The sequence below is a fragment of the Pectobacterium atrosepticum genome, assembly GCA_019056595.1.
Lineage (GTDB): Bacteria > Pseudomonadota > Gammaproteobacteria > Enterobacterales > Enterobacteriaceae > Pectobacterium > Pectobacterium atrosepticum.
The window spans coordinates 4,732,596-4,757,468 of the sequence record CP036163.1 but is presented as its reverse complement, the minus strand read 5'-3'; the positions used below and the strand labels follow the sequence as shown (position 1 = coordinate 4,757,468).

The 24,873-nt window shown below is 45.7% G+C and carries 26 protein-coding genes and 1 pseudogene; 14 read left to right on the top strand and 13 right to left on the bottom strand.

The genetic code is table 11. The annotated features are described in order from the left end of the window. The first annotated feature begins 131 nt into the window (after positions 1-131). Positions 132-1,553: a DASS family sodium-coupled anion symporter gene (locus tag DCX48_22100; GenBank protein ID QXE16959.1), complete on the top strand. Its 1,422-nt coding sequence runs from the start codon at positions 132-134 to the stop codon at positions 1,551-1,553. 90 nt (positions 1,554-1,643) lie between these two features. Here the strand turns inward: DCX48_22100 and DCX48_22095 are convergent, their stop codons facing one another. The 3 genes from DCX48_22095 to DCX48_22085 all read right to left on the bottom strand — a co-directional run bounded on the left by DCX48_22095 (position 1,644) and on the right by DCX48_22085 (position 4,578). After that, a complete protein-coding gene (locus DCX48_22095) occupies positions 1,644-1,811 on the bottom strand; it encodes a YqaE/Pmp3 family membrane protein (GenBank protein ID QXE16958.1) in 168 nt (55 codons plus the stop codon). 200 nt (positions 1,812-2,011) lie between these two features. Further along, positions 2,012-4,021, bottom strand: a complete 2,010-nt coding sequence (locus tag DCX48_22090) for a TonB-dependent copper receptor (protein QXE16957.1) — start codon at positions 4,019-4,021, stop codon at positions 2,012-2,014. A gap of 107 nt (positions 4,022-4,128) precedes the next feature. Next, on the bottom strand, positions 4,129-4,578 hold the full coding sequence (locus DCX48_22085; protein QXE16956.1) for a DUF2946 domain-containing protein: 450 nt from the start codon (positions 4,576-4,578) through the stop codon (positions 4,129-4,131). Positions 4,579-4,995: 417 nt separating this feature from the next. Between DCX48_22085 and DCX48_22080 the strand changes: the two genes are divergently transcribed. Next, on the top strand, positions 4,996-5,214 hold the full coding sequence (locus tag DCX48_22080) for a KTSC domain-containing protein (GenBank protein ID QXE16955.1): 219 nt from the start codon (positions 4,996-4,998) through the stop codon (positions 5,212-5,214). A gap of 343 nt (positions 5,215-5,557) precedes the next feature. On the opposite strand, the gene DCX48_22075 is transcribed toward DCX48_22080, so the two are convergent. Next, positions 5,558-6,505, bottom strand: a complete 948-nt coding sequence (locus DCX48_22075) for a LysR family transcriptional regulator (GenBank protein ID QXE16954.1) — start codon at positions 6,503-6,505, stop codon at positions 5,558-5,560. A gap of 111 nt (positions 6,506-6,616) precedes the next feature. On the opposite strand from DCX48_22075, the gene DCX48_22070 reads away from it, so the two are divergent. Beyond that, entirely contained in the window at positions 6,617-7,645 is a 1,029-nt protein-coding gene (locus DCX48_22070; GenBank protein ID QXE16953.1) for a subclass B3 metallo-beta-lactamase CAR-1, read from the top strand. A 558-nt stretch (positions 7,646-8,203) separates the two neighbouring features. On the opposite strand, the gene DCX48_22065 is transcribed toward DCX48_22070, so the two are convergent. The 9 genes from DCX48_22065 to DCX48_22025 all read right to left on the bottom strand — a co-directional run bounded on the left by DCX48_22065 (position 8,204) and on the right by DCX48_22025 (position 14,482). Further along, positions 8,204-8,401, bottom strand: a complete 198-nt coding sequence (locus tag DCX48_22065) for a hypothetical protein (GenBank protein ID QXE16952.1) — start codon at positions 8,399-8,401, stop codon at positions 8,204-8,206. Positions 8,402-8,532: 131 nt separating this feature from the next. Then, a complete protein-coding gene (locus DCX48_22060; protein QXE17349.1) occupies positions 8,533-9,366 on the bottom strand; it encodes a DUF4942 domain-containing protein in 834 nt (277 codons plus the stop codon). 117 nt (positions 9,367-9,483) lie between these two features. Then, complete coding sequence (locus DCX48_22055; GenBank protein QXE16951.1) at positions 9,484-9,804, bottom strand: toxin; 321 nt, start codon at positions 9,802-9,804, stop codon at positions 9,484-9,486. Positions 9,805-9,872: 68 nt separating this feature from the next. Continuing rightward, a complete protein-coding gene (locus DCX48_22050; GenBank protein QXE16950.1) occupies positions 9,873-10,208 on the bottom strand; it encodes a type IV toxin-antitoxin system YeeU family antitoxin in 336 nt (111 codons plus the stop codon). 39 nt (positions 10,209-10,247) lie between these two features. After that, positions 10,248-10,721, bottom strand: coding sequence for a DNA repair protein RadC (gene radC / locus DCX48_22045; GenBank protein ID QXE16949.1), 474 nt, complete (start codon positions 10,719-10,721; stop codon positions 10,248-10,250). A 122-nt stretch (positions 10,722-10,843) separates the two neighbouring features. Then, the gene (locus DCX48_22040; GenBank protein QXE16948.1) at positions 10,844-11,194 is read right to left on the bottom strand and encodes a hypothetical protein; all 351 of its coding nucleotides are present in this window, start codon (positions 11,192-11,194) and stop codon (positions 10,844-10,846) included. Positions 11,195-11,251: 57 nt separating this feature from the next. Continuing rightward, positions 11,252-12,085 carry a hypothetical protein gene (locus tag DCX48_22035; GenBank protein QXE16947.1) on the bottom strand — a complete coding sequence of 278 codons (834 nt, stop codon included), beginning with the start codon at positions 12,083-12,085 and terminating at the stop codon, positions 11,252-11,254. 488 nt (positions 12,086-12,573) lie between these two features. Beyond that, on the bottom strand, positions 12,574-13,461 hold the full coding sequence (locus tag DCX48_22030; protein ID QXE16946.1) for a GTP-binding protein HSR1: 888 nt from the start codon (positions 13,459-13,461) through the stop codon (positions 12,574-12,576). Positions 13,462-13,555: 94 nt separating this feature from the next. Beyond that, positions 13,556-14,482, bottom strand: coding sequence for a hypothetical protein (locus DCX48_22025; protein ID QXE16945.1), 927 nt, complete (start codon positions 14,480-14,482; stop codon positions 13,556-13,558). A 550-nt stretch (positions 14,483-15,032) separates the two neighbouring features. Between DCX48_22025 and DCX48_22020 the strand changes: the two genes are divergently transcribed. The 11 genes and pseudogenes from DCX48_22020 to DCX48_21970 all read left to right on the top strand — a co-directional run bounded on the left by DCX48_22020 (position 15,033) and on the right by DCX48_21970 (position 24,872). Continuing rightward, a complete protein-coding gene (locus tag DCX48_22020) occupies positions 15,033-15,635 on the top strand; it encodes an inovirus Gp2 family protein (GenBank protein ID QXE16944.1) in 603 nt (200 codons plus the stop codon). An 87-nt stretch (positions 15,636-15,722) separates the two neighbouring features. Then, entirely contained in the window at positions 15,723-15,935 is a 213-nt protein-coding gene (locus DCX48_22015) for an AlpA family transcriptional regulator (GenBank protein ID QXE16943.1), read from the top strand. 92 nt (positions 15,936-16,027) lie between these two features. Then, entirely contained in the window at positions 16,028-16,453 is a 426-nt protein-coding gene (locus DCX48_22010) for a hypothetical protein (GenBank protein ID QXE16942.1), read from the top strand. Positions 16,454-16,606: 153 nt separating this feature from the next. Further along, complete coding sequence (locus DCX48_22005; protein ID QXE16941.1) at positions 16,607-17,188, top strand: hypothetical protein; 582 nt, start codon at positions 16,607-16,609, stop codon at positions 17,186-17,188. 262 nt (positions 17,189-17,450) lie between these two features. After that, positions 17,451-18,905, top strand: a complete 1,455-nt coding sequence (locus tag DCX48_22000) for a flagellin (protein ID QXE16940.1) — start codon at positions 17,451-17,453, stop codon at positions 18,903-18,905. 48 nt (positions 18,906-18,953) lie between these two features. Beyond that, positions 18,954-19,499, top strand: a complete 546-nt coding sequence (locus DCX48_21995) for a transcriptional regulator (protein QXE16939.1) — start codon at positions 18,954-18,956, stop codon at positions 19,497-19,499. Positions 19,500-19,587: 88 nt separating this feature from the next. Continuing rightward, positions 19,588-20,460: a restriction endonuclease gene (locus DCX48_21990; GenBank protein ID QXE16938.1), complete on the top strand. Its 873-nt coding sequence runs from the start codon at positions 19,588-19,590 to the stop codon at positions 20,458-20,460. Between the two features lie 266 nt (positions 20,461-20,726). Beyond that, positions 20,727-20,915 (top strand): annotated as a pseudogene (locus DCX48_21985) (integrase). Between the two features lie 94 nt (positions 20,916-21,009). Next, a complete protein-coding gene (locus DCX48_21980) occupies positions 21,010-22,779 on the top strand; it encodes a KAP family P-loop domain protein (protein QXE16937.1) in 1,770 nt (589 codons plus the stop codon). Between the two features lie 9 nt (positions 22,780-22,788). Then, positions 22,789-23,535: a hypothetical protein gene (locus DCX48_21975; GenBank protein QXE16936.1), complete on the top strand. Its 747-nt coding sequence runs from the start codon at positions 22,789-22,791 to the stop codon at positions 23,533-23,535. Beyond that, positions 23,532-24,872: a DNA-binding protein gene (locus DCX48_21970; GenBank protein QXE16935.1), complete on the top strand. Its 1,341-nt coding sequence runs from the start codon at positions 23,532-23,534 to the stop codon at positions 24,870-24,872. Before DCX48_21975 ends, DCX48_21970 begins: the two co-directional genes overlap by 4 nt. Position 24,873: the final 1 nt, after the last annotated feature.

Here is a 24,873-nt window from a genome sequence, read left to right as displayed (position 1 = left end):
ATCCGGTATCTCCCTAATTCACAAACTGAGATCGATATTCCCCAGACGCAAGATAATAACGCGTCTGGGTAGGCTCTCTGTTGCCGGGAACGATAACGGATAACCATTGCTTGCACGATTAAGGGGACGCTATGTCATCCGAATCATCCACCAAGAAAAAAATAGTCGCGGTTATTATTCCTCTCCTGCTGGGCCTAATTATCTGGTTTTCTCCGGTCCCTGATGGCCTTACGCCACAGGCATGGCATATGTTCGCGATTTTTGCCGCCACTATCGCAGCAATATTGACGCAGCCTCTGCCGTCGGGCGCGATTATGCTGCTTGTCCTTTGCATCACCATTTTCACGGGAACATTAACAGAAGCTAAAGCGCTGGCCGGTTTTTCCAGCGGCACCGTCTGGCTCATCTTTTGTGCCTATATCCTCTCACTGGGCTTTGTCACATCCGGCTTAGGAAAACGCATCGCCTACAAAATGCTGTCGCTATTCGGCGGAAGCAGTTTGGGGATCGCTTATTCACTGGGCGTCTCCGACCTGATCATGGCGCCCGCTATGCCATCCGTCACCGCACGTTCGGGCGGAATTATCTTTCCCATCGCGCGTTCAATTAATGAAGTATTAGGCTCAACACCCGGCGTTAGCGGTAAAAAGATCGGGGATTTTCTGATCATGGTCTGCTTTCAGTTTACGCCGATCACCGGCGCGATTTTTCTCACTGGCATGGCCGCCAATCCGCTGGTTGGCAGCCTAGCAAAAACCTCATTAGGCGTGGACATTACCTGGGGCGGCTGGTTTATTGCCGCTGTCGTACCTGCAATGTGCTGCTTCTGCCTCATGCCACTGCTGGTTTACAAAATTCTGAACCCGGAATTGAAAAAAACACCAGAAGCCAAGGAGATGGGACGCCGGTCACTGGTGGAATTGGGGAACATGAAATCGGCAGAGAAAAAAGTGGCGTTTGGTTTTGTGCTCGCGCTGCTCGGCTGGGGCACCAGCCTGATCACCGGTTTCTCTGCCACGTCCGTCGGGCTGGCATTAGTTGCCTACCTGTTCGTCACTCAGGCCGTCCAGTGGAAAGAGGTACTCAGCGATCGCGCGGCCTGGGATACAGTCATCTGGTTCAGCGTCATTATCAGCCTCGCCGCAGGGTTGTCTGACCTTGGCTTTATTAAGTGGATGACCGTCAAGCTGGGTAACTCCATACAGGGCTTCGGCGCGATGGAAACCTTCGTTATTCTCGGCATCCTCTATATCTATGTGCATTATCTGTTTGCTACCGCCTCTGGGCACGTCGCCGCGCTTTATGCGCCCTTCGCTGCCACCGCAATAGCCGCAGGCGCCCCGCCCATGATGGTTGCCATCTGTTTTGGGATTTTTAGCAACCTGATGTGGGGAAATACCGAATACGGCGGTGGCCCCGGCCCTATCTATTTTGCTCAGGGATATTTTGAACGGCACCGTTTCTATAAAATCAATTTCTGTATCGTCACGTTTAACGTCGCCCTGATTTTTATCGTCGGCTTAGTCTGGTGGAAACTGATTGGCTATTATTAATCGCCTGTCCTGTATGTTCGCAAAAAATAACGGGGAGGCATGTTGCCTCCCCGTTATTTCATCATGATCGTCGTTCAGTTTTTTCAGCCATTAAATTCCATCGTCTTTTGTCTGCACCCAAAACGCATGCACCAAACCGGGAAAATAACCCAACAGCGTCAGAATAATATTCAGAATAAACGCGCCACCAATTCCTTTCCCCAATAACACGCCCAACGGTGGTAAAAGAATAGTCAGTACAATGCGCCAAAATCCCATATCGACCTCCGTAACGTGATAATTACTTATGAAAATAGTTCAGCACTCGGGATTTGTCAGCATTCATCGAAATAATTGAGACTAATCTTCGCAGATAAAATGAAAGTGCGAGTTTCACGCAGCGTATCACTCCCTGAACCGCACTGTAATCCGTCAAAAAATGGCTACAGTGCGGTTTATCCATACGTTACAACGTTAAATTAGAAGGTAACATTCACCTTCGCCCAGTAGGTTCTACCCGGCTCGTTTACGGATGTGTTGGCTGAATAACCGAAACTGCTATTACCGGCAAGGTTGAGATGTTCACTGTAAGTGGTGTTAAACAAGTTATCGACACCCGTACTCAGTTTGACGTATTGGTTAACACGATACGCCGCATTAGCCGAGAAAATCGCAAAGCCGGGGCTATTATCAAAGTCTTTTCCGACAACGTTACCTTCGCTAATCGCCACCCTATTTTGCTGACTCACCAGACGCAGCAAACCCGTGCTACTCCAGTTACCTTTTTCCCACGATAATCCCAAGCGCGCTTCCAGCGGAGGAATTTGCGGCAGCGGCCGATGGTCATCCGTATTCTTCGCCCAGGAATACGCTAGGCTGGCGTCCGTTTTCCAGCTATCCGTTAATTTATAGCTGAATCCCGTTTCGCCTCCCATGATGGTCGCATTAACATTATCCGCCTCGCTGACCCTGGCATTCATCGGATCATAGCGGAACAGGATAAAATCATTAACCCGTCCCACATAGGCAGAGACCCAACTGTTCAGACGTTCGCCGCTGTACTGCGCGCCAATATCAAGCTGGGTCGTTTTCTCGGTTTTAACATGATCGAACGCACTCTGCGTTCTGCTCGGCCCATAGGTTGGCGAGAAAAGCTCCCAATAATCAGGAAAGCGCTCGGTGTAGCCAACGCCTGCGTACAGCATTACTGGGCTATCGGCCAGCGTATGCTCCACGCGGATAAAACCTGCTGGTAACGTATCGTGCCGTTCGCTCGCGCCAGTGCCCGTGTCATTCTCGACCTTGGTTTTATCCATGCGCGTTCCCCCTATGACCTTACTCTGCCCAGTGGCCTGCCAGGTAAGTTCGCTGAAGACACCATAGGTGTTAAATTGCGCATCTTTCTTCCAGCTATCATTCCTCCAACGGCGATGCGTATTCGTCTGCATGTCCGCCCCGCTTTTCAGCTCATAATCGGACCATATCCACGTTGCCATCATCCGTCCGCCAACCGTTTTTCTATCCAGTTGACTGGCCATTGGCATGCTCATCATCCCCATACCACCCGGTGAGCGCAGCGTGTAATTATCCATAACGTGATCGGCATAGTTGTAATACACACTCGCTTCAAGCTTATCGAATACGTTCCCTATATTGGATTTCTCGGCACGTAGACCCAAACTCTCACGCTTAAATTGCGAACCATCCATGCCACGCCCAGCGTAGCGCGCTTCTCCATCACCTTTGCCTGCGGTCAGCTCCAGCAGTGTGTCGCTGTCTGGCGTCCAGCCGAGCGCCACATCCGCATTCCATTTATCCCACTTTGATGCCACGCGTTTTCCATCACCCTCTTTGTAATCGCCCGACTGTGATTTATTACCAATGAGTCGAACATAGCCCTCTTCACTCCCGAAGCTGACATCAGCATTTTCATCATGACGATCGTTTGATGCAGCCAATACGCTGGCGTTGCCCTGTATTCCCGGTTTATCAAAACGCGGCTGTGTCCGCTCAAATCGCACGGTTCCCGCTGAATTTCCCGCGCCCCACAGCACGGTCTGCGGTCCTTTGGTAAAGGTTAACAGGTCATAGCTTTCGGGCGAGATGTACGAACTCGGTGCATCCATGCGTGACGGGCAGGCGCCCAACATCTCACCATTATTAGAAAGGATGCGTAGTCTCGATCCAAACATGCCCCGGAAAACAGGATCGCCATTGGTTCCACCGTTGCGTATTTGCGAGAACCCGGGAATGGTTTTCAGATAATCCGAGCCATCGCTGGCCGGTACTGGCTGTCGCGGGGTTTTCGGCGAGGTCACCAGCGTAAGAGGAGAAGTATCGGGGGCAGTCACCACCATCACGGCATCATCATTCAGCATAGCGTGAGAAGCGGAATGATCGTGATCGCCCTGTGCCATCACGGGTAAAGAGGATAGCGCCACCAGCACCAAAGAAGCGGCGGGCGTGTATACAAATTCAATTTTTTTCATCGTGTTGCCTTACGGTTTCTTATGCCATAACAACATGCGGCAGAACGCCTATGGAGGGATCGCCCGACCATAGGAAGTACGCCGACGGATGTCGTTATTAAAAGGATTCAAAGCAAAGAAACCGTCTCGGGAGGCGCACGGGCACGCTGTGGGCAATAGGGTCGGAATAACGTTGGGCAAACAAAATTAGGGGAATACGTCGGCCGGTGTGCGGATAATAGCAACCAGAGCAATGGCAATATGACAGAAAGAATGAACGGTAAATGCACAAGAAGCTGGCAGTATCCGCAGGCAATGTCCTCCATCGGCGAAAGACCGATGCTGGACATCATCAGATTATGCGGCGTACTGCCGCGATGACATGTCTCATGATCATCTACGCCATGGTGATGCTGAGATGCAGCAGGCATGTGATGGGCGGATACCTGACAGGCCGATAGCTGCACCAATGATCTTGAAATCAAGGGGGCAATAAACAGCATCATCATAGAAAAAATGGCTAGGCAGGCTGCTACTCGTTTAACGTTCACGCCGAATAATTCGCTAACGTACCCCATTGATAAGATGGTCGAAGTGTATCGCACCCGCCGCAGAATTGTCTCATTTGGCTGAGAATTACGCGAAGCCGCTCACGAGGCAACATCGTTATTTGTATACCAAACGAGCGCGATATTCATGCCCATCGTCACTGACTCAATGGCTGAGGCATAATTAAGCGTGTATGTGGGGCGATTTCGGTGTGGAACTCAACATCAAACCCTTTCCAGAAGAGTAAAGTCGGGTTAGCATTCATGGCAGCAGTCTGGAGGTTTAGGGCGTTTTTTGGCAAATACAAACCTAAACGTTCTTACTGCCGTTTTCTATTCTTTCACGCTAACCCGCGATGAACCATAAATAAGCATGATCGTCGACAATGCGTCATGCAGTAAATTTTTTATACTTTGATCTTATTTTACACAAGGGAGGAACAAGCATTGCAGCGACAGCAGGTTTCATCGTCACGAATTGATTCCATTGGGTATGACCCACAGACGCACACCCTTGAGATAGCGTTTCATAACAAAGATATCTATCAATATGTTGGCGTACCTGAATCTATCTACAAAAAGTTTATTTCTGACTCTGTCGTCTCTAAAGGTCGTTTCTTTGATGGCGTGATAAAAGATAAATTCTTATGCCGAAAAAACAAATAGATAAAAATCTAGTAACAGCAGTTTTGCTATTTATCGCCGTCTCTTAACGGCGATTAAAAGAGTGATTTTCTGTAACATTAATCTGCCATATCACCCGCCAACCCGCCTTCCAACATCTCAACTAATCATGTGAATCAAATATATCTGTAGATGTATCTTCACGATAACATCCCTTCATACTATATGGTTATATATCCTGTCGAACGAAGAAGAGTGCATATGATCACATCGGACATTCAAGGAGTTAATGCTCTATTTACCCAAGCCAGCAACTCGTTTAATTACAGATGCGGTCGTGGATGTGCATCTGTAGTCTATCGAATGCCTATTCTAACGCTATACATTAGGCTGTCAGTGATCGAGACACGGCTCGCCTCTTAGTGCCATCAGCGTTGTCGCTTGCCAAATCATCAAGCAAAAAATCCAGTAACGTCCGTGTGCTGGTCGGTAAATATTTACGTGAGCTGTATAACGCATAGACACCCAGTTCCGGCAATAAATAGTCCGTCAAAACGCGAACCAGTGCGCCGGTGCGAAGATAAGGATCTGCCGTAAAAGCGGGTAAATGAACGATACCCCCGCCCGCCAGCGCAGCATGCAAAAGCACCATACTATCATTCGCGGCAAAGTTGCCCGTGACATCCACTTCATCCATCACCAAATTTTCCCCCTTAGCCGACGGGCGCTGAAAACGCCAGACGTTGCCAAAACGCGTGTGGTGCAAGCAGTTGTGTTGCCTGAGATCGTCTGGCCGTTGGGGCGTTCCATTACGTGCCAGATAATCGGGTGCAGCACAAACGACAGAAGCACATCGGGTCAGTTGGCGTGAAATCACACTCGGATCGAGCTTGTTACCAACATGAATAGCCAGATCAATCCGCTGTTCCACCAGATTAATTGATGCATCCTTCAACACCATTTCAATAGCAACCTTGGGGTATTGGGAAGCATAGCGCCTCATCGCATCGGCCAGATAGGATTGACCGAATGAGATACTGCTCGCAACCCGAATCAAGCCGTTAGGCTCTTGGCTCTTACTCTCAAGGGCCGCACCAATATCATCATTTAGAGCTAAAATTTGTCGGCAATAGGACAAAATTTCGCTCCCAGCACTGGTCAGCCCCAAACTGCGACTGGAACGATGCAATAACCGAACGCCAAATGATTTCTCCAATGATGCGATATACCGCGTAGCCATGGCCCGCGAGATATCCAGTTTGTTCGCTGCGGCAGTGAGACTTCCTAACTCAACCACATCAACAAATACCTGCATGGCAACAAAGCGATCCATAAGCCCTCATATTGTCCGAAATATGCAACGTTAGTTTGCATTACTTCGTATTTATTCATCCGATTTCTGCAACTATAGTCTGGGTTTTACTATCCAGACAAGAGATAAAGAATGAAAAACCAACGTCTTACGCCCCTAGCAGCTTTCTTACTTTTAATCAGTGTGGCTGCTACGGCTCACACTCTCCCATCACAAGGTACAGAAACAAAAGGTGCAGAAACAAATAGTCCCGCCATCACCTCACTGACAGGGTGCGGTCCATCCTCAGCTATCAACCAATTTTTCAACCAATTTGGAAGCAGCGGTAAAATGCCTGCCGAACTTGGACGTTGGCTGAATGATGCAAAGGCCCAGGCCGTCGAACCCTATCAGGTATTTGACAATGTTTATTATGTCGGCATTTGTTGGGTCTCAGCCTGGCTCATCAAAACCAGCGAAGGCCCAGTACTAATAGATACGCTGTATGGAGAATTTACAGACCAGCTTATGGATAACATTAAAAAAATCGGCGTCGAGCCATCAGATATCAAAATGGTACTGCTAACACACGGACATTTTGATCATGTAGGCGGCGTATCTAAACTCAAGTCGTTAACCAACGCACGTTTTGTCATGTCTGAGGAAGGATGGAAGGAAGCGCAGGCTGATGCAAAAAAAACACTGGGGAAACCTAGCGCATGGGCAATGCCTGACCCAGCCACCACAGATATCTTGGTGAAAGACGGCGATGCGTTGACGGTGGGTGATACTACATTTCATGCCTACATTACCCCAGGCCACACTTGGGGCACCACATCTTATGTGCTTGATGTCAAAGAGAGGAATAACACCTATCACGCGATTACTATTGGCGGATTAGGATTAAATGCTATAGACGGTCCGCAACAGGTTGAGGCCTACATCCGAAGCATAGACCGTATTAAGGTGATGGTGGAAGATTCTAAGCACCCCATTACAGTCCATCTCACCGCGCATCCTTTTAGTAACGGTCAAATTGAAATGCAAAATCAACTAAAAGTACATCAGCCTGACCAACCACACCCCATGGTAGATGCAAAAGGGCTCCTCAAACAGTTGGCGACACTCCGCGCAGGAGCAATAGAACGACTGGCCGTTGAACAGGCACGGATTCAAAAATAGACGTTCTGATGAGGGATAAAGACCTTTATATTCAGGGGCTATTAGCAGAAAAATAGTCAATATCAGGACACTTGACCATCGGCAGTGACAGACTGATACAACTGTAAAATGCTGTTCGTTCTAGTGAACTGGTGGTCAAAATAGTGCATATCTAGCACTGACAAAAAAATCATATTAGGAAAGGGATTTTCAGGCATAAAAAAACCACCTTGCGGTGGCGTATAATATTATATAACTAATTGTTTTTATTAGCTTAAATCAATGGTGCCGGGGCGGGACTTGAAAAACAAACCCATCTTATTGAAAATAAAGACACATCATAAGTGAACATAGACGATATATCCTCATTTGTATACTCAGTCTTTTTCCCTTCACACCAGTGACTACTCGCCACACAATTCAACAGTGATGTTAAAAATGTTGCGATGCAAAATCTGATGTATAAATAACATCAGTACAACTTCATTCAGCGGTTAGATGCTATCGTGGTTTAATGTAGATAGCAAAACCGTTATCAAGACAGCGAGTGCATTTCTGGCAATCGGTTCACCGCTATCATCAGGTCTGGGGGGCTTTAGGTTGCTCCCTGTCCTCCATAAAATCAGAAGTGGCATCCTCGGTAGCAAACCAACCATCCCAGCTCTCCCCCGATGACGTAGTGATACGTGAGTGATCGATCGCTGTCGTATCTGCGTCTTTCACATCATCGGTCAATGCAGCAGTTTTTGAGATACTGCTATTCCCTTTTCTCATCATCGCCCTTCTCCCGCCAAACGATACGTGGCACATAACATGTCGTATCCCCCTTTTACATTACCAGACTAACATTACCATCACCGTAGCAACGAGATAGGTAACCTCCATCCAGCCCCCTAGCCTGTCGATAATCACCTTGCCGCCAACATCCCTGGATAATGTTTGGCAATTATATCGTTCATCTGATCGATCAGGTCAGGGCGTTTAAAGGTGAGATGCCCAGTGCCTTTCTGAAAGTAACGCACACTAAAGAACTCATCTTCGTATTCCTGCTCGTGAGGATTATCACGGATATGGTCCATCAACCGGATGGTTACATCGCCCCGATTGTCGGGGAGCGGTTTACCATCCAACAGATACAGCATTCTTTCCAAATCAGCCAGTTGATCGCGTCGCCAGCCCCAATTCAGGCCAAAGCCCCAACGGTTGTATGTCACCAGATTGCTGATGATGATTTTCTTGCCAAAGTAGCAAGGGTGATTGGTTTTGTAATCCCACGATAGCCCTTTGAATACGTTAATAACACCTCGCTCAAATACCTCCTGTTTACTTTGGTGGAGTTGCTCAAAGGTGCTGAGTATATTGGCTTCGCTGATGACCGGTAGCTCCCCCTCATCCAGATTTTTATGCCACTGGCTACGCGCTTCAGCATCCATCAGCGTCAACATGCCGGATTTCAGCATCAGGTCGCGCCAGATATTACGATCCAGTGTGCGGGTAATGGCAGGCATCGCTTTGCCAGGTGTTTCTGTCAGCCAGCAGTCGTAGCGATGCCCTTGCTTTAACGCCCAGTCTTCAGCGGTGCCGCCACCAATAGTCGCTGTTAGTGTTGAGATCGCCCGTAGCTGGTTGAGGAGCTGTTCTATCTGTTGCAGCGCGGTATCACGTCCGGTAACGATACGTTCGATATTGGTCGAGCAAATCAGCTCGGTGTGTTCGGTCAAAACCTCGGGTTCAATTTGCATCATTTGTGGTCCATAGATAAAAGCAAATGCGCCAGCCGGTAAGGGCTGGCGCATTATGCATCGGGGAGAAGGATAAATAGATTTGGTCTGGTATTACTGGAAAGCGGCTCGCAGTCTTTATGCTTTGAGCAAGCCGGTAGCACGTCTGGCACGGAGAACATCAACGGCAGTGAGAAACGGCGATTGCTCCTGCCAGTTAAAACCGTCGCGATCGATGCGCACCAGTTCGTATTTTTCCACCAGAAAATTCACGGCATTGACCAACGTGACGCCAGCATCGATATGCGCTTGAATCACGTTTTCCTCACAGAATGGTGTATCGTTCAGCGTCAGGCCGTAGTGCTTTTCCAGCAGGTAGGTCAGCAGTTGCTGCCAGACGGTTATAGGTGACGGACAGGGGTTATCCTCCCGTGGCGGGATTGCAGGTGATGTTTGCATGGGAATACTCTCTACAGGTTAAGTCGTTAAAATCAGGAAAATGCTCAGGATGGGGGAGAAGTTGCAGGTTATTCTGCTGCTGCCGAAGAGGGATAGATAACAATATACACGTAGCCAACACTGCCCAGCGTATCGGCTTCACAGATCCATTCGTTGCAATGCAGCGTGACGCAGTTCTGCTGACGGGGATTCAGTTCCCCCATGCGTAGCTTCTGCTCCAACAGCTTAATTAGCTCAGGGAAGCAACGCTCCAGATTTTGGGCTTCTGTTTTGCTAAACGTACCGACAATGCTGGCCCGGTCTGCCAGATAGTGCAGGCGGTGACCTTCCTGAACCAGCCTGGCTCCGAATCGCGGCGTGACAGCACATTTTAGTCCCCATTCAGGGGTATTCGATGATGGCATGATGGTTTCCTTATAAAAGTGCGGTAGTAAATGTGATCATCACAGCCAGCCACGTTCAGCAAACGACACCACATCAGCGCCGCCGACAACCAGATGATCGAGGACTCTGACGTCGAGTTGTGACAGTGATCCCTTCAGCTTGTCGGTGATATGGCGGTCAGCCTGACTGGGCTCGGCACAGCAGGAAGGATGATTGTGTGCCAGTATCACGGCGGCGGCGTTATGGCGCAGTGAGGCTTTGAGGATTTCACGTGGATGCACTTCGGTACTGTTGATACCACCCAGCGCGATAACTTCCTTTTCTATCAGACGATGCTGGTTATCCAGATACAGCACCATAAAGACCTCGCGATCCAGACCGCTGAGCTCCAGCATCAGCCAGCTTTTGGTGTCCTCCGAGGTTTTGAACTGTCGCGAATTTTTTCGTACCCGTTTTTCCAGCAGGCATAACGCCATCTGGATAATGCGCTGCTCTCTGGACGCGATGCCGCCTGCCAATGAATTACATGACATGGTGATTCCTTATCTAAATGATGGATGATGAAAAAGAAGGATGAAATGGATGACAAGAACACAATAAATACAATGCCTCGCGCAGACGCACGAGGCATCGGAACCGTGAATAAGGTCAGTCGTTATTCCACCTGGAATTCCCATATGCCCTGATCGGTCTCGACAATGATTTCAAGGACATTACAGGCGGCTCCCCAGTTTTTTGACTTAAACGTTGTTTCAAAAGAGCTGCCGAAGCGGAGTCGAACGGGCTTCCAGGATGCTTCGGAAAGATGCTGGCAATTTCCCCGATTAACCGCAATGTCTTTGACGACGACAGAATCTGTCAACGCTGTCACGGATATCCTTGGATAATAGGGACCGGCATACCAGTTCCCTGAGGCAATACGGGTTTGCACTCTGACAGGCGCTTTTTCTGCAAAAACGCTTAGCGAACACAATCCCAGACAGAGTGCGACAAATGCTTTTTTCATGATATTTTCCTTTACTCGACAGGCTCGAAGCCTTCCGATGACCAGAGGCGGTAACACTCAACGATGGCTGAATGTCAGCGTGTCCTTTTTGCCGTTGTAGTGAGTGAGGTTAAGCGTGGTGTTGTTGGCATCATGGGTACTGTCAACCTTCACGATTTCACTGCAATCCTTGAGGTCAATCGCCTTGATTTCAGGCGCGGGCGTCGTTTTATTGACGGCATACCAGCTCCCTGCCGGGCAGGCCATCCCGGCACTTTGCACCAGAAAGGCGTAATACGGCGTATCGGTCAGACGGGTATAAAGGCTGGCGGTATCCGCGCCCTGAACCAGCACATCCTTGCCGTTGTCACCGCAATTCCGGCAGAAAAGCTGGTCCTGCGTGTTTCTCAGTATTTGTGCCTGATACGCCAGAATCTGGTTATTCATCTGGAAACGGTTTTTCTCTCCATTCTTCCAGGTGACAGTGAGCAGCGTGTTGTTTTTGTTTTCCGTCACCGACACCTTAGCTACAGCCGATAAATCAGAGCGGTCATCGTCAAACTCAATAAAGTGAACGGTGGGCGACGCGGCATATTTATCGATGTAATAAAAATCGGGTGTCCGGTTAGCGGTGTAAGCAGGAATGGCATCATTCAGCAGGATGGTATAGCGCGTCATGTCCCATAACTTGCTGTACTGATCCGTTTTATTTTTATAGCCCTGTGGATAGTCAGAAATAAAGAAACTGTCTTTCCTGTCGGGTCCACAGAGATGGCAAACCATGTGCCCTTCGCTGTCGGTGATAATTTGCGGTTCATTGTCAGCAGGCTTTGCTTGTGCAGACAGAATGGGCAGAACCATCAGAGAGGCCAGCAGCAGTCCGCTGCATGGCAGTGCAGGTTGTGTTTTCATTGTGGTTTTCCTTCGGAAGGGCTCTCGGTTAAAAGCCGGCCCATCCGCCAACGGTATTGATGATAAAAAGCAGGCAGGCCATAAAAATCACCAGCGTGATATACCAGCGCATAAAGCGGCCAAACAGCTTCAACAGCGTTCGCATATTATTTTTCTCTGCAAATCAGGTAATACAGCAATCCGGCCAGTAACGGGTCGATGACCATACCCAAAATGAACCAGCCCCAGAACGAGCGACCGCTGCTGGATGCCACGCATCCCAACACGATTGCCAGCCCCACCCAAAGCAGTAACAACGGCATCATTGCCCTCCAGACGCATACGCGTTACATGAACATGTTATTGATTCGTAAAAGTAAAAAAGTCTCAGAATGGAAAATCGATTTTATAGCGGGGAGAAATGGCGGTATAACAAATCAATTCGATCGGTTCGATCGACAAAATCGATCGGTGACGATAAAGAAACCTGATGGGAAGCAGCAAAAACGTTAGTCAAAGAAGAAAGACCACACCGCATTTGCCACTCTGGCAACGGAATGGGTGACGCCATGCAGCACCTGTTTTGCTACCTGAGGCAACGGCGCGTGGTCAATAACCCAATCCACCGCACTGACTACCGTGTCGGAAAATCCAGCCCTGGCCTGCTGTATCGCGCTTTCGGTTTGGTGCTCAGCACGTAAATGAGGAATGACCGGACTGCGAGCCTGCTTTGGGAGAAGGGTTATCATCGCCTCCACCATCTTTCCCAGTTGATAACGGCCTTTAACGGAAAGCGGTAAAATGTTCTCTGCCACGATACCGAGTTGTTGCCCGATAGCCGCCTGCTTTTGTGCCATATGTTCCCGTTGCCTGGATGACGGCTGCGCAGAGGCCCAGTGCCATTCTTCACTCGGTTCAATCTTGTCGACCTGATTGAGCAGCCAGAGTATCGGCGTGTGCTCACCGTTCACGGAGCCGAACACATCCCGATAAAACTGCTCCTCGGCAGAATAGGCGCGGTCATCCGCCTTCAATACCCACAGCACCATATCCAGCTCCGGCAACAGGGATTGATACAGTGCGCGATATTCCTCATCCCGCTGCTGACTTTCACCCACTCCGGGTAAATCAACCAACGTAAGATAATGACGCCCAAAACGCAGACGAATGCGTTGTGGCTCACGGGTACAGGCTGCGACAGCATTCACTGCGCAGACTTCGCTGCGAAACAGCGCATTACATAAGCTCGATTTCCCTACGCCGGTTTTGCCCATAATGCCAATCACCGGTTCATAGGTAACCAGCCGGGTCAGCTCCTGCATAAGGGCATGACGTAACGAACGGGGATAGCGCCGCAGATGGCGGCGGATCAGGGAATAACCTGACGATTTTTTCATATCAGCCTCAGAATGAAAAAGGCCATCCGGGATGGGTGGCCTGATGAATTGGAATTGGGGTAACTCAATGATGTGATATATAACTGAGATTTTTTTATTTTTTCTGATTCATTTCTGCCCATGCTTTATCTATCAGAAATTCGATCACATCAGCCCTGTTACGGTTAAGATATTTCTCAAGTTTTACCAGCGTCTTTTTAGAACTGTCAGAAATACGAATATTGACCGGTGCTTTGGTTGCAACTTTCTTACGATGCTTCATATTTGCATAGCGTTTTCGCAACGTATTTAGAAAAAGTTGTTTTTCTGCCGGTTCTTCATTCCAGAGATAATATATTGCAGGAATGGCAAAACCCTGCATCTCAGGAATGATGTTGACATCTCTGAAACCCCTAAATATGCGACGTTCCGAAAAAAATTGCTCCATTATCCATTCAATATTTTCTTTTCCTGCATCGACCATCCATGAGAAATCCTTTCTGAACATTTTTTTGTTATTTAAGTAATCATTTTTTATTTCAGACGTAATTGAGTCATTTTTGCTTGTCTGGGTCAGTAATATATCGAGAATAGACAAGGTAGCTAGATAACATTGTTCAGGTGTGTCAGGTATCGCCGAAGGCAAATACTCACCTATAAGCCAGAGATGCCTTTTTCGACGAAAATAATATTTTGGGTATATATCATCCGCATCTCTAGGGTAGAAATCCACATATTCTTTTATTAACCGTAACCAAAAATATATACAGCCATACTGATCTTGCTTAAGCCATACCAGTTGTGATTCATCGACGCTATGGTCACAGTAAATTGTGCTATACCAGAGTACATGCTTTGTAATGCGCGTGGCTCCGTTACTCTCCCGCACCTCAGCATCAATAATCTTGTTAATCTTCTCATTAATCAACTGTACGTTTTTCTGTGTGCCGAATGAAAATCGTCTTGCATCTTCAGAATGTCCCATCCGCCAGAGAAGATAAACCCCCTCCCTAATGGACTTAACTTCAATATACCTAACCATCTCCTACCCTCCATTGCTGGTGTCTTCATTTTTTAATGACACTACTACAAACATCATCAAAAAACTGTGATTCATGATACTAAAATCAGGTCATCTAAAAGCATGGAAAAGGCATGTTTTCTTGCGAATTACTGATACATACAGTAGTGTTTTTTAGGTTATTTATGTGTGATTCATGGCAGATATCATACAATTTTATTTAAAGTAAAAACTATAAAATCAAATGGTTATAGATTTTAAATAAACTTATGGCATGTGCTAATTTAGTACTATTTGATTGATTTGTACAAGCATTTATATAAACCGGCTATATGACATGAGGGGGATTCGTCGCTGATGTGGTTCATTAAGGAATAAAGTATTATTTAATAAATCCAGTCATCACGGATAGATAAATAATAGCATCATTCGCTTAGTGAATAGACGCATTATTAAAAACATTCAACCCCGGATGTATGGCTATAAAAAACCCGTCAGGCATACTCCATGCATTATTAAAAATTAACGCACTGAATAATTATCATGAGATAAATTCACCGGAATAGACATCATGAAAAAACGTCAGTGTAAAAGCATCAATCCAAACTATCAGCATGACATGCATCTGAACCAAAAACTTAGAGCACATCAGGAGATGTTGTTCCTGCGTTACTCAAAGTTACTGATGCTGCGCGTAGACTTTGCATATATTAAAACGAGTTACGAATTTAAACACTCAGATAAAAATACCATTGTAGGGGACATGGTTAAGTTACTCCAACAAAGCGTGAGTATAAGAGGACTTGTAGGGTACGTGTGGGTACTGGAATATACCGAACTTCATGGTTTTCATATTCATGCTGCATTTTATCTTAACGGCCAAAAACACCGTAAGACATGGAATACGTTTCTTTCTGTAGCTGAACTCTGGGATGATATTACCGATGATGCGGGTTATACACATTGGTGTAACCCCAAGGAATATTATGAAGTACGGGGGGAGCGTGTTACCTCCTGGGACAACAATACCGGTCGAGACGACATGCTGTATATTCTGAGTTATCTCAGTAAAAAGAATCAGAAGACAGACAAGATTATTTTTCAGTGCAGCGATATTCCTTCCCGATGTAAAAGTGGGGGACGTAACAGAAACAGACGCCGCACCCATTTGTAAAAAATTACTCCACTGACGAATCGTTTGAAGGAGTTCGCCAATTTCCATTTTCCGGCTCCTTCTCCCATTTATTCAAGGAGAAAAACGATGAGTACCGCTGCTGATTACCGCCTTCTTAACGACCAGTTCGTCGATATGATCTTCATCACCCAGTTGACCGGATTAACCGACAAATGGTTTTACAAGCTGATTCAACTGGGTGAGTTTCCGAGGCCGATTAAGCTGGGCCGCAGTTCCCGCTGGCTGCAAAGTGAAGTCGAAACCTGGTTACAGCAACGTATCGATCAGTCTCGCCAATAGCCACACGTTCTAAACATGACTCATTTTCCTGCCAACAGCGTTGGGACAATCGCTTCCACTAAGCTCGTTATCGTCAGGAATGGAATCAATTTATGCGCTTTCTAAAATGCTATCTGGCTAACAACGCCAAAAATCGTTTTGTTAATGCAACTGAGGCTAGCCGCCTGCCCCTGGGTCACTGGACGTGTGCATCCTGTGGCTGTACGTTAACTCTGCATAACGGCTCTCAATATCAAGAAGCCTGGTTTGAGCATGATCGGTTCAGTATAGATTCAAGAAAACTGAAGGCATGTGCCTACCGGGACCCCGAAGAGAAAGAAGAAGAGAGGATTAAAAAACTGCGGGAGAAGATCCGTGCCAGCTACGTTCCTCCTGAACCGAACACCTGGTATTGCGTGTTGTGCCAAAACCGCTATACAGGAAAGAAACTCTGCCCGGCGTGTAAAGACGGAATCTACAGTGTAGTCGTTGAAGATAATGGCTATGTACCTGAAGAAGAAGGTCATCGGAATAGTTAATTCAGGGCCGCTGCTCGTATCCCATCATTCCAGCCAGAAACGACGCCTTTCAGTTCACCCCCCTTAATTAATTATTCCCTGAATAACAGGCAGCCGTCCGATCCTCCGGAGAATATCGTCTGTCTGTTATTCAGCATGTTGGAGACTTTCCAAATGACACGCCACACGACACTATCCACGTTGCTGGATAAATACCAAAACCATCTTGACAACAGTGCTGCACACGCCATCCATCAGGGTATCAGTACGAGAAAAATTCATACTTTCCATCGGTTGAGATTGACGGCAGTTTCCCTGCCAGACCAGCATAAGGCGCATCTGATTGCCCCCGCGAAACTAGTGCAGAAATCAAGAGCATCGCGTATTGAGGCTACCAGCAGAGCCACTCTGCCAGTGGAGGCCAGCCGATACCTTCGATGGTATCCAATGCTGGGCGGCATTCTAATCAGCGAATGTGACCGGCTGCATCTGGATGAATTGAGTTACACCCTTCAAAGACTATTTGATCGGGAAAATGAACCCGGCATTCAGGAAACGTTAATACTACTGTGCTGGTCTGAACTACTTAACGGCCTGTCTTATCGTGAATGGACATCACTGGCTGATAAAACCGACAGACAGATTCAGATGTGGATTAGCACCCGCCTACGCACTCAGCCAGCACGTCGGGCAATGATTGACGAATACGTTTTCTTTGCCTGCTTTGGTTACTGGGCAGACTACCGACCTGCTTAATTTTCATACCGTTACGTGAACACTGATTCAGAGCGCTTTTGATCGGTAACGCCGATCGATACGATCGCATCGATCTATCAAAACGATTATCTTTTGATCGCTACCGTCGATAAGCTATTGCCGAGAATAACCATAACATAATGTTTTATCTGTTTTTATTTCCATTATCGGGAAGGGCTGACTATTACCTGTCATCCGATAAATCAATAATCGGCAGATAAAAGCCATCCCGTTGCTTTTGCCAAATCAGGACTGATGCGCAATGACCCCGATTACCTCTCTGCATTTAACGATACTGAATCAACAGGATAAATCGGCAACACGATTGAGCCAGGCGATTGAACGGCTTTCATCGGGTCTGCGCATCAATGGTGCGAAGGATGATGCCGCTGGTCAGGCTATTGCCAACCGGATGACCGCTAATCTGAATGCCAACAGCGTCATCACTAACGGAATGAAAGATGGCCTCAGCCTAATGCAAACGGCTGAGAGCGGGCTTAATGCCATCAATAATCTGCTACAACGTGGCAGGCAACTCGCGGTGCAGGCGGCAAATGGCACGTTGTCAGATACCGACCAGACCAGCCTGAACGGTGAATATCAGCAGATTAGGGAAGAGATCGACCGCATCGCTTCATCGACTCAAATCTTTGGTCGTTACCCGCTGGCCCCCACTGAACCAGGCCCCCGGCCTGCCAAACTGGGCGATACGGTGCCACTGGCTGAAAAGTTTCCTGTCCCCAATATCAATCATCAATTTCCTTCTGGGGTGATTTCGCTGGCTTACATTCCTGCTGGCGCAAAAAATATTACCATCACCATCGACTCATTAAGCGCCGATGACGATATCCAGCTCTTTGCGCGAGATGGCAGGCATCTGGCCGGTACACCCGCAGAAGGAGCAGACGCCGATATCGTCTGGTCAGCAAACGGCGTAACGGATGAAACCACCATGAACACCGCCGTGATTACGCAAGATAACGGTTTTTTACCTGGAGCCACCTACTCGGCAGATTCGCTGCTGCAAGCCGGGGAATACAATATCAATACAGGGGCGCAGACCACTTATCAGGGTATGACCATCACCTACAGCGGTGATGGCGACCGTTTTGAAGATGCCAACACCGGGGGCTTTAACGATGGAAATGTGGGCGCAGCAAACCGACTGGAAAAAATTCATATTGATGAGGTAACAGAAGATCTGATTGTCATTGTGGTTGGCAGCGGCGTATTCAATAGCAGCGCAAGCTGGGATGAACTTCCCACACCGACAGAGCCTGCCCCGCCACTGCCGCCCTCAGTACCGATCAGCAAAGAAACGACGTTTGTCGTCGGAGCGAGTTTCGGTGATGCATTGCAAACGGTCACCCTCAACCCAACGCCAGCAGATAGCCAATCGCTGGGGCTTTCCTCTGTGACGCTGGGTACACCTGAACAGGCCAGAGCGGCATTAGCCACGTTCGATAATACGCTGAAAAAACTGGACGGTTACCGCAGTGAATACGGTAGCCAGATGAACCGCTTTGAATCCGTCACTACCGTGCTGTCACAGGAGAAAATTGCCACCGCTGCCGCCCGCTCCCGCATATTGGATGCGGATTATGCCGTTGAGGTTTCCGCGATGACAAAAACCCAGATCCTACAGCAGGCATCGATGGCCGTCTTGTCGCAAGCCAATCAGCAGTCGGGAAACGTATTAAAGCTGTTACAGGGATGATGCGTCGTCAGATATCACTTTGCTATTTTCTACTGAACCACTATCGCCATGAGCATTGAAATATTCAGCCGCTGCCCTTTCACCACGGCGGCGTTTACCTGTCTGGGAAATAAGGATGGCGGTAATGTACCCATCACTGTTGTTGATATTGAACACGGTATCGAAATGACGCTACTGACGCACATCATTACCGACCGTCAACGGGCATTCATTATTATTCTAAATAACCGTAAACATACACCCGTGATGGTGGCTAAAAAGGTATTGCTGTTATCAAAACACGCATCGATGAGTACGATTAAAAAAGTGATCTCTGCCCTGTCATCGTTCAGAGAAATAAAAGGCAAGACGATATCGTTATCACCGAATGAGAAAATATTTTTCGGCTATTGGCTGGATGGCGTTGCCATAAAAACCATCGCGAAAAACATGGCGATAACGCATAAAACCGCCAACAACATGAAAAATAATATCTACAGAAAATATGGCATAAAGGATCTGCTCACCTTTTTACTCATCGCCAGAATCTCACATATGCAACGTATCACCGATGCCCAACATCACAGGGTTATCTACGTTGATAAGGTGGCGTGAGGTAACATTCTAAGAGCAACAGGAGGCTTGAATCCCACTGATTTTGCGAGCATTATCGCAACATATCCCTTTTCAGCTCATGTTGCGTATGCCATCTGTCCAGGAACTTCAAACAGCAATTTCCAATATGTCTATATGGCGTAAAGGTGATCAACGTGCGCCTCATAAGCCATTGTTGCTGCTTTATGTTCTATCGGCCTATCAACAAGGACACCCGCGCCTGTTTCACTATGGAGACGAAATCCGTCCGCAGCTCTTGGCACTTTTGAACAGCTTTGGGCCGCAGCGGCGTGCTCATTACCCTGAAATGCCCTTCTGGCGGCTGAAGGGAGATGGTTTTTGGCAGTTGCAGAACGACGAGTATTGTTCACCGCAGAAAGGGAGTAAAGAGCCGCCAAATCGTGAGCTGATTAAGCACAGCGTCATGGGGGGATTTGATGAAGTCAGCTATCAACTATTATGCAAACAACCTCAACTTATCGATAAACTGGCTCAGCAGATTTTAAGCGAGCACTTTCCTGAAAGTGTTCAGGACGTAATTGCCAACCGCCTGGAACTGTCGCTAGATGATGTACGCAAGTCTCGCGATCCTCATTTCCGTCAAACGGTACTACGTGCGTATCAATACCGCTGTGCGGTATGTGGTTATGATTTACGACACGATGCAACGCCTGTCGGCCTCGAAGCGGCGCACATCAAATGGAAGCAATATGGTGGCCCTTGCACCGTGACCAACGGATTAGCTTTGTGCTCAGTACATCACTCTGCGTTTGATATTGGCGTTATCAGTATTGATAACAGCATGAAACTGATGGTTTCTGAAGGTGCAAACGGCAGCACGATTGTCGAACGGCTATTCTGGGATTTTGAGGGAAAGCCGCTGTTTCTGCCTAAAAAGCGGGAGTATTACCCGCTTGAGCAGTTTGTGGAATGGCATCGAGGGCAGGTTTTTAGGCCATAATACCCAGCATTCAAAGGTATCATTCATGACCGCATTCACACTGTAATGATGTGATGGACGTCCCTCCCTCAGCGTAAGTCCTGCCACAGTAATGGTCTAATCATTTCGGACACTTTGTTAGAGATATAATGAGCAATGCTAACGAGGTGAGAATGCGAAGAAAAAAGTTTACCCATGAGTTCAAACGGGAATGTATCAATTTGGTTCTGCAGCACAAGTACCCGGTGATCCAGGCTGCTGAAACGATGAATATAGGTCTTTCAACATCAGTCGTTAAAAGATTACTTAACAACCGTAATACAACAGATCCAACAGAAAGGTATGCAGAACTTGATCAGGAACGGGTTTTTGAAGCATTACAAAGGATTGAGTTGCATATGTTTATGACTGCTCCTAAATTATACAATATGCTACTTGCTTCGGCTAAGTATCCACCCTTAAACGAAACTTGTTAGTAATACTGTTCTATTGCAAATAGATTACCACGCAATAATTACAATCTGAAATTAATAAAAGTGTTTGTTCGCCGTTTAACAATAGGGAGTGCACATGTGGGCTGACGTAGAATCCAACATTGATTACTTAAATTTTGGCGAAGTTTCAAGTCTAGCAGTGGATATATTGAAGTCTGAAAATATGTTACCAGTATCTATTGGAATATTTGGTAACTGGGGCGCTGGGAAATCCTCACTACTAAAAATTATAGAAAAACAGATAAGTGAAGAAGATGGTAAAGATATCTTAGTTGTAAATTTCGATGCCTGGCTGTATCAGGGATATGATGACGCAAGAGCTGCATTACTGGAAGTAATTGCAACCAAACTTAACGAAGCAGCCCAAGGAGACCCAAGCCTTGTAGAGAAGACATTCAGTTTATTTAACCGAGTAGATAAAGTGAGGGCATTAGGCTACACCCTAGAAGGCATTGCTTTAGCTCTCGGCATTCCCACTGGTGGGATGGTTTCTAAGGGGGTTGGAGCAATTAAAAATATTATCAGTAACGGTGTTAATGAAAACACATACCAAGAAGCCATTAGTACAGGAAATGAATTCGCAAATAGTGGATTAATTAAAGATAAAGAAGTATTAACGCCACCACAGCAAATAAATTTATTTAGAGAAGAATATAGTGTAATTTTAAAAGACTTAGGGAAGAATTTAATTGTTTTCATTGATAACCTAGATCGTTGCTTGCCACAAAATGCTATACAAACATTAGAAGCTATACGATTATTTCTATTCCTACCAAATACGGCATTTGTGATTGCTGCTGATGAAGATATGATAAGAACATCCGTATCAGAGTACTTCAAAGGAACTTCGGCAAGACACCATATTGATTACTTGGATAAACTAATACAAGTCCCTATCCGAGTTCCAAGAACAGGTCTTTTAGAAATAAGATCATATCTTTTCATGCTTCATGCAGTTAATGCAGGGGTAAATAGTGATTTGGTAGAAAAGCTAAGGATAGCATTGGAGAAGTCTTTACAGGAATCATGGCATAAGGATCCTATGAAGAAAGAAGATGCTATAAAAATACTAGAAGGAGAAAATAATTTAGAATTAGCAAGGGCATATGATCAAGTAGACCGGTTGGCACCTATATTTGCAACCTCACCAATAATACATGGTAATCCAAGAATAGTTAAGAGATTACTAAATGTTGTAAAAATGAGATCAAATATTGCTAGAAGAAGAAGTATCTCATTAGATGAGAACGTCATTACGAAGTTAGTAATATTTGAAAGATGTGCAGGAGAGACTGCTGCCAATGATTTATATTCAATGATTGATACTAATAAAGACTACAAGAAATTATTTAGTGAAATAGAAAGCACGAAACCTAAGGAATTACCTGATTCTGTACCAGAATCCTGGACAAAAGATGATGCAATCAGTGATTTTATTTTAAAGTGGTTTGATATCGAACCAAAATTGAGTGATAAGGATTTACGAGCATCAATCTATTTATCACGCGAAACAATGCCAGCAGGCCATTATGTAATGGGTTTGTCTCCAAAAGCAAGGGATGCGTTAAGTGTATTGATTACAACGACAAGAAAAAGTTCTCAAGTCGCTTTAACTGCGTTACGCGATATATCTCAAGATGAGTTTATTCCAGTTATGGAAAGTTTGATTGAACACCTTAGAACTATAACTGAATGGAGTAAACAACCTGCTGGTTTTGCTGGGGCTGTATTAATTGCAGATAAGCATATCGAAGCAGGAAAAATCCTTAAAAGATTTATAAGTGGCATAAACGATAATCCGCATTGGATGAATGCGCTTATAAAAGAAAAAAATTGGTTTAAATAAGGAGGAAATATGGGGACGTCACAGTCAAGTAAAGGACCTAAAAACGGAAATGCCCTTGTTCCACCTTGGGCAGATCAAACAAAAAATGGAGAAAATAAAAACTTAAGCGGTTTTAGGACTCTTTTTGGTCGATTTGCTCGAAGCAGAGATATCGCTTCACTAAAAGGTGCTCTTGGACGCTACTCCCGACAAGTAACAGGTGGAGGAGATTCAGCTAACGAGCGACTTGGTAATATTGTTAGTGCTGGTGGTAATTTATTTGAATTACTAAATGATGGAGTTGCAAACTATCAGAACAGTAATCCTATAATTGACCTGAGTAGCCTTAATGGGCTCTCATGTGAAGACGCAATTGCAAGAATATCCCAAGCCCTCTCTGATGGGAGTGAGGATGCCGATAAAATTCAAACCGCAATGAATGATGCTTTAGTCGAAGCTTTAGATGGGAAGACTACATTTAACCCACAAGATATTACAGACGATGTTCTAATTGAAACGATGATTTGCTATTTAACTGATAGTATTTTTATTCAAGTTACAATGGATGTAGGGAAAGCTTGGAATAATGCACAATCAGCGAAAGAATTGCAGAATGCAGAAAATGATTTGCATGAGTATATCAGTGCAATAGTTGATAACCATATGGAACCGAAAATAAGTAAAAATATTAGGTCCTTTTCAAAGTCAGATATAATTAAAATTCAAAAAGATGTTATTACTGAAGTTTGGGATGAATGGAAGGGGTATAGCGAATGAATATTTATATAGATCATAATTATAGTCGGTTGCCAGCATCGAATGATTCTACAATTTCAGTTCAAATTTATAACCGTGATGGCGTCGTTGCGAAGAATGGAATTAAACCTCGTGATGATATTGCAACTATAGGAAAACCGGTATACGACGCAATTAAAAGATTAGGATTTCAAATATCAGATGAGGTGATGGATTTTCTGACAATATCAATGGCCGTGACAGCCGCTGATACATTTATAGTTCGTGATGATTGCTTTGATGGTTGGACACGGGACATAAACGTATCTGTTAGGGTCATAAATCCATCTATTTGGATAAAGAATAAAGAAAATATTGAAAAAGCCTTACAGTTCTTGAGTGGAGATGTCTGGAGTTTCGACTTTAAAAAAGATGGAATGAAACCTCCTGTTCCATTTAAACCAGTTAATGGTCGTAGGTTGATAAATTTAAATGGGTTAGATTGTATTTCTCTATTTTCAGGAGGATTGGACAGCGCAATAGGTGTTATTGATCTTCTAACCGACGGAAAAAAACCATTACTAATAAGCCATTCTTACAAAGGAGATAAGGCCAAACAAGAAAAAATAGCCGAGGGGATTAAAAGTATAGGGTCATTTTCAAGGCTATGTACCAGTGCAAACCCTATAGGAAGAGGTATGCAAAGAGATATTACAATGAGAACAAGAAGCTTGAACTTCTTGGCATTTGCCGCTGTTGGTGCAGATGCCGTAATGAAAGCTAATGACTATAGTAATATATCTATTTATGTCCCTGAGAATGGCTTTATCTCCTTGAATGCACCACTAACAAATCGCCGAATAGGTTCGCTTAGCACAAGAACTACTCATCCACATTTTATGGAAATGATACAGTCTATTTTTGATGACATAGGGATTAAAATGAATTTTACTAACCCGTATCAATTCGAAACAAAAGGGAAAATGGTTAGTCAATGTAAAGATAAGAATACATTAGCCCAAGTTGTTGATTCCACAGTTTCATGCAGCCACTGGAAAAGAAAACATAAACAATGTGGCTATTGTGTGCCTTGCATGATAAGGCGAGCATCCCTACTAAGAGGAGGAATTCAAGAAACAATAACATATCACCAGGCATCATATGCTAATTTACGGAATTTTGTTAAGAATAAAAAAGATGGAAGAGATGATATCTTCTCAGTAATGATGGCGATTGAAAATGCTAAAAAAAGAAATTTGAAGGCGTGGGTATTGAAATCTGGAAAGCTTAAAGAGCAGGATGTCAGCAAGTATGAAAATGTATTCTTTGAAGGATTACAAGAAGTGGAAGCTTTCTTGAAAAAGGAAAAACTGGTTTGAA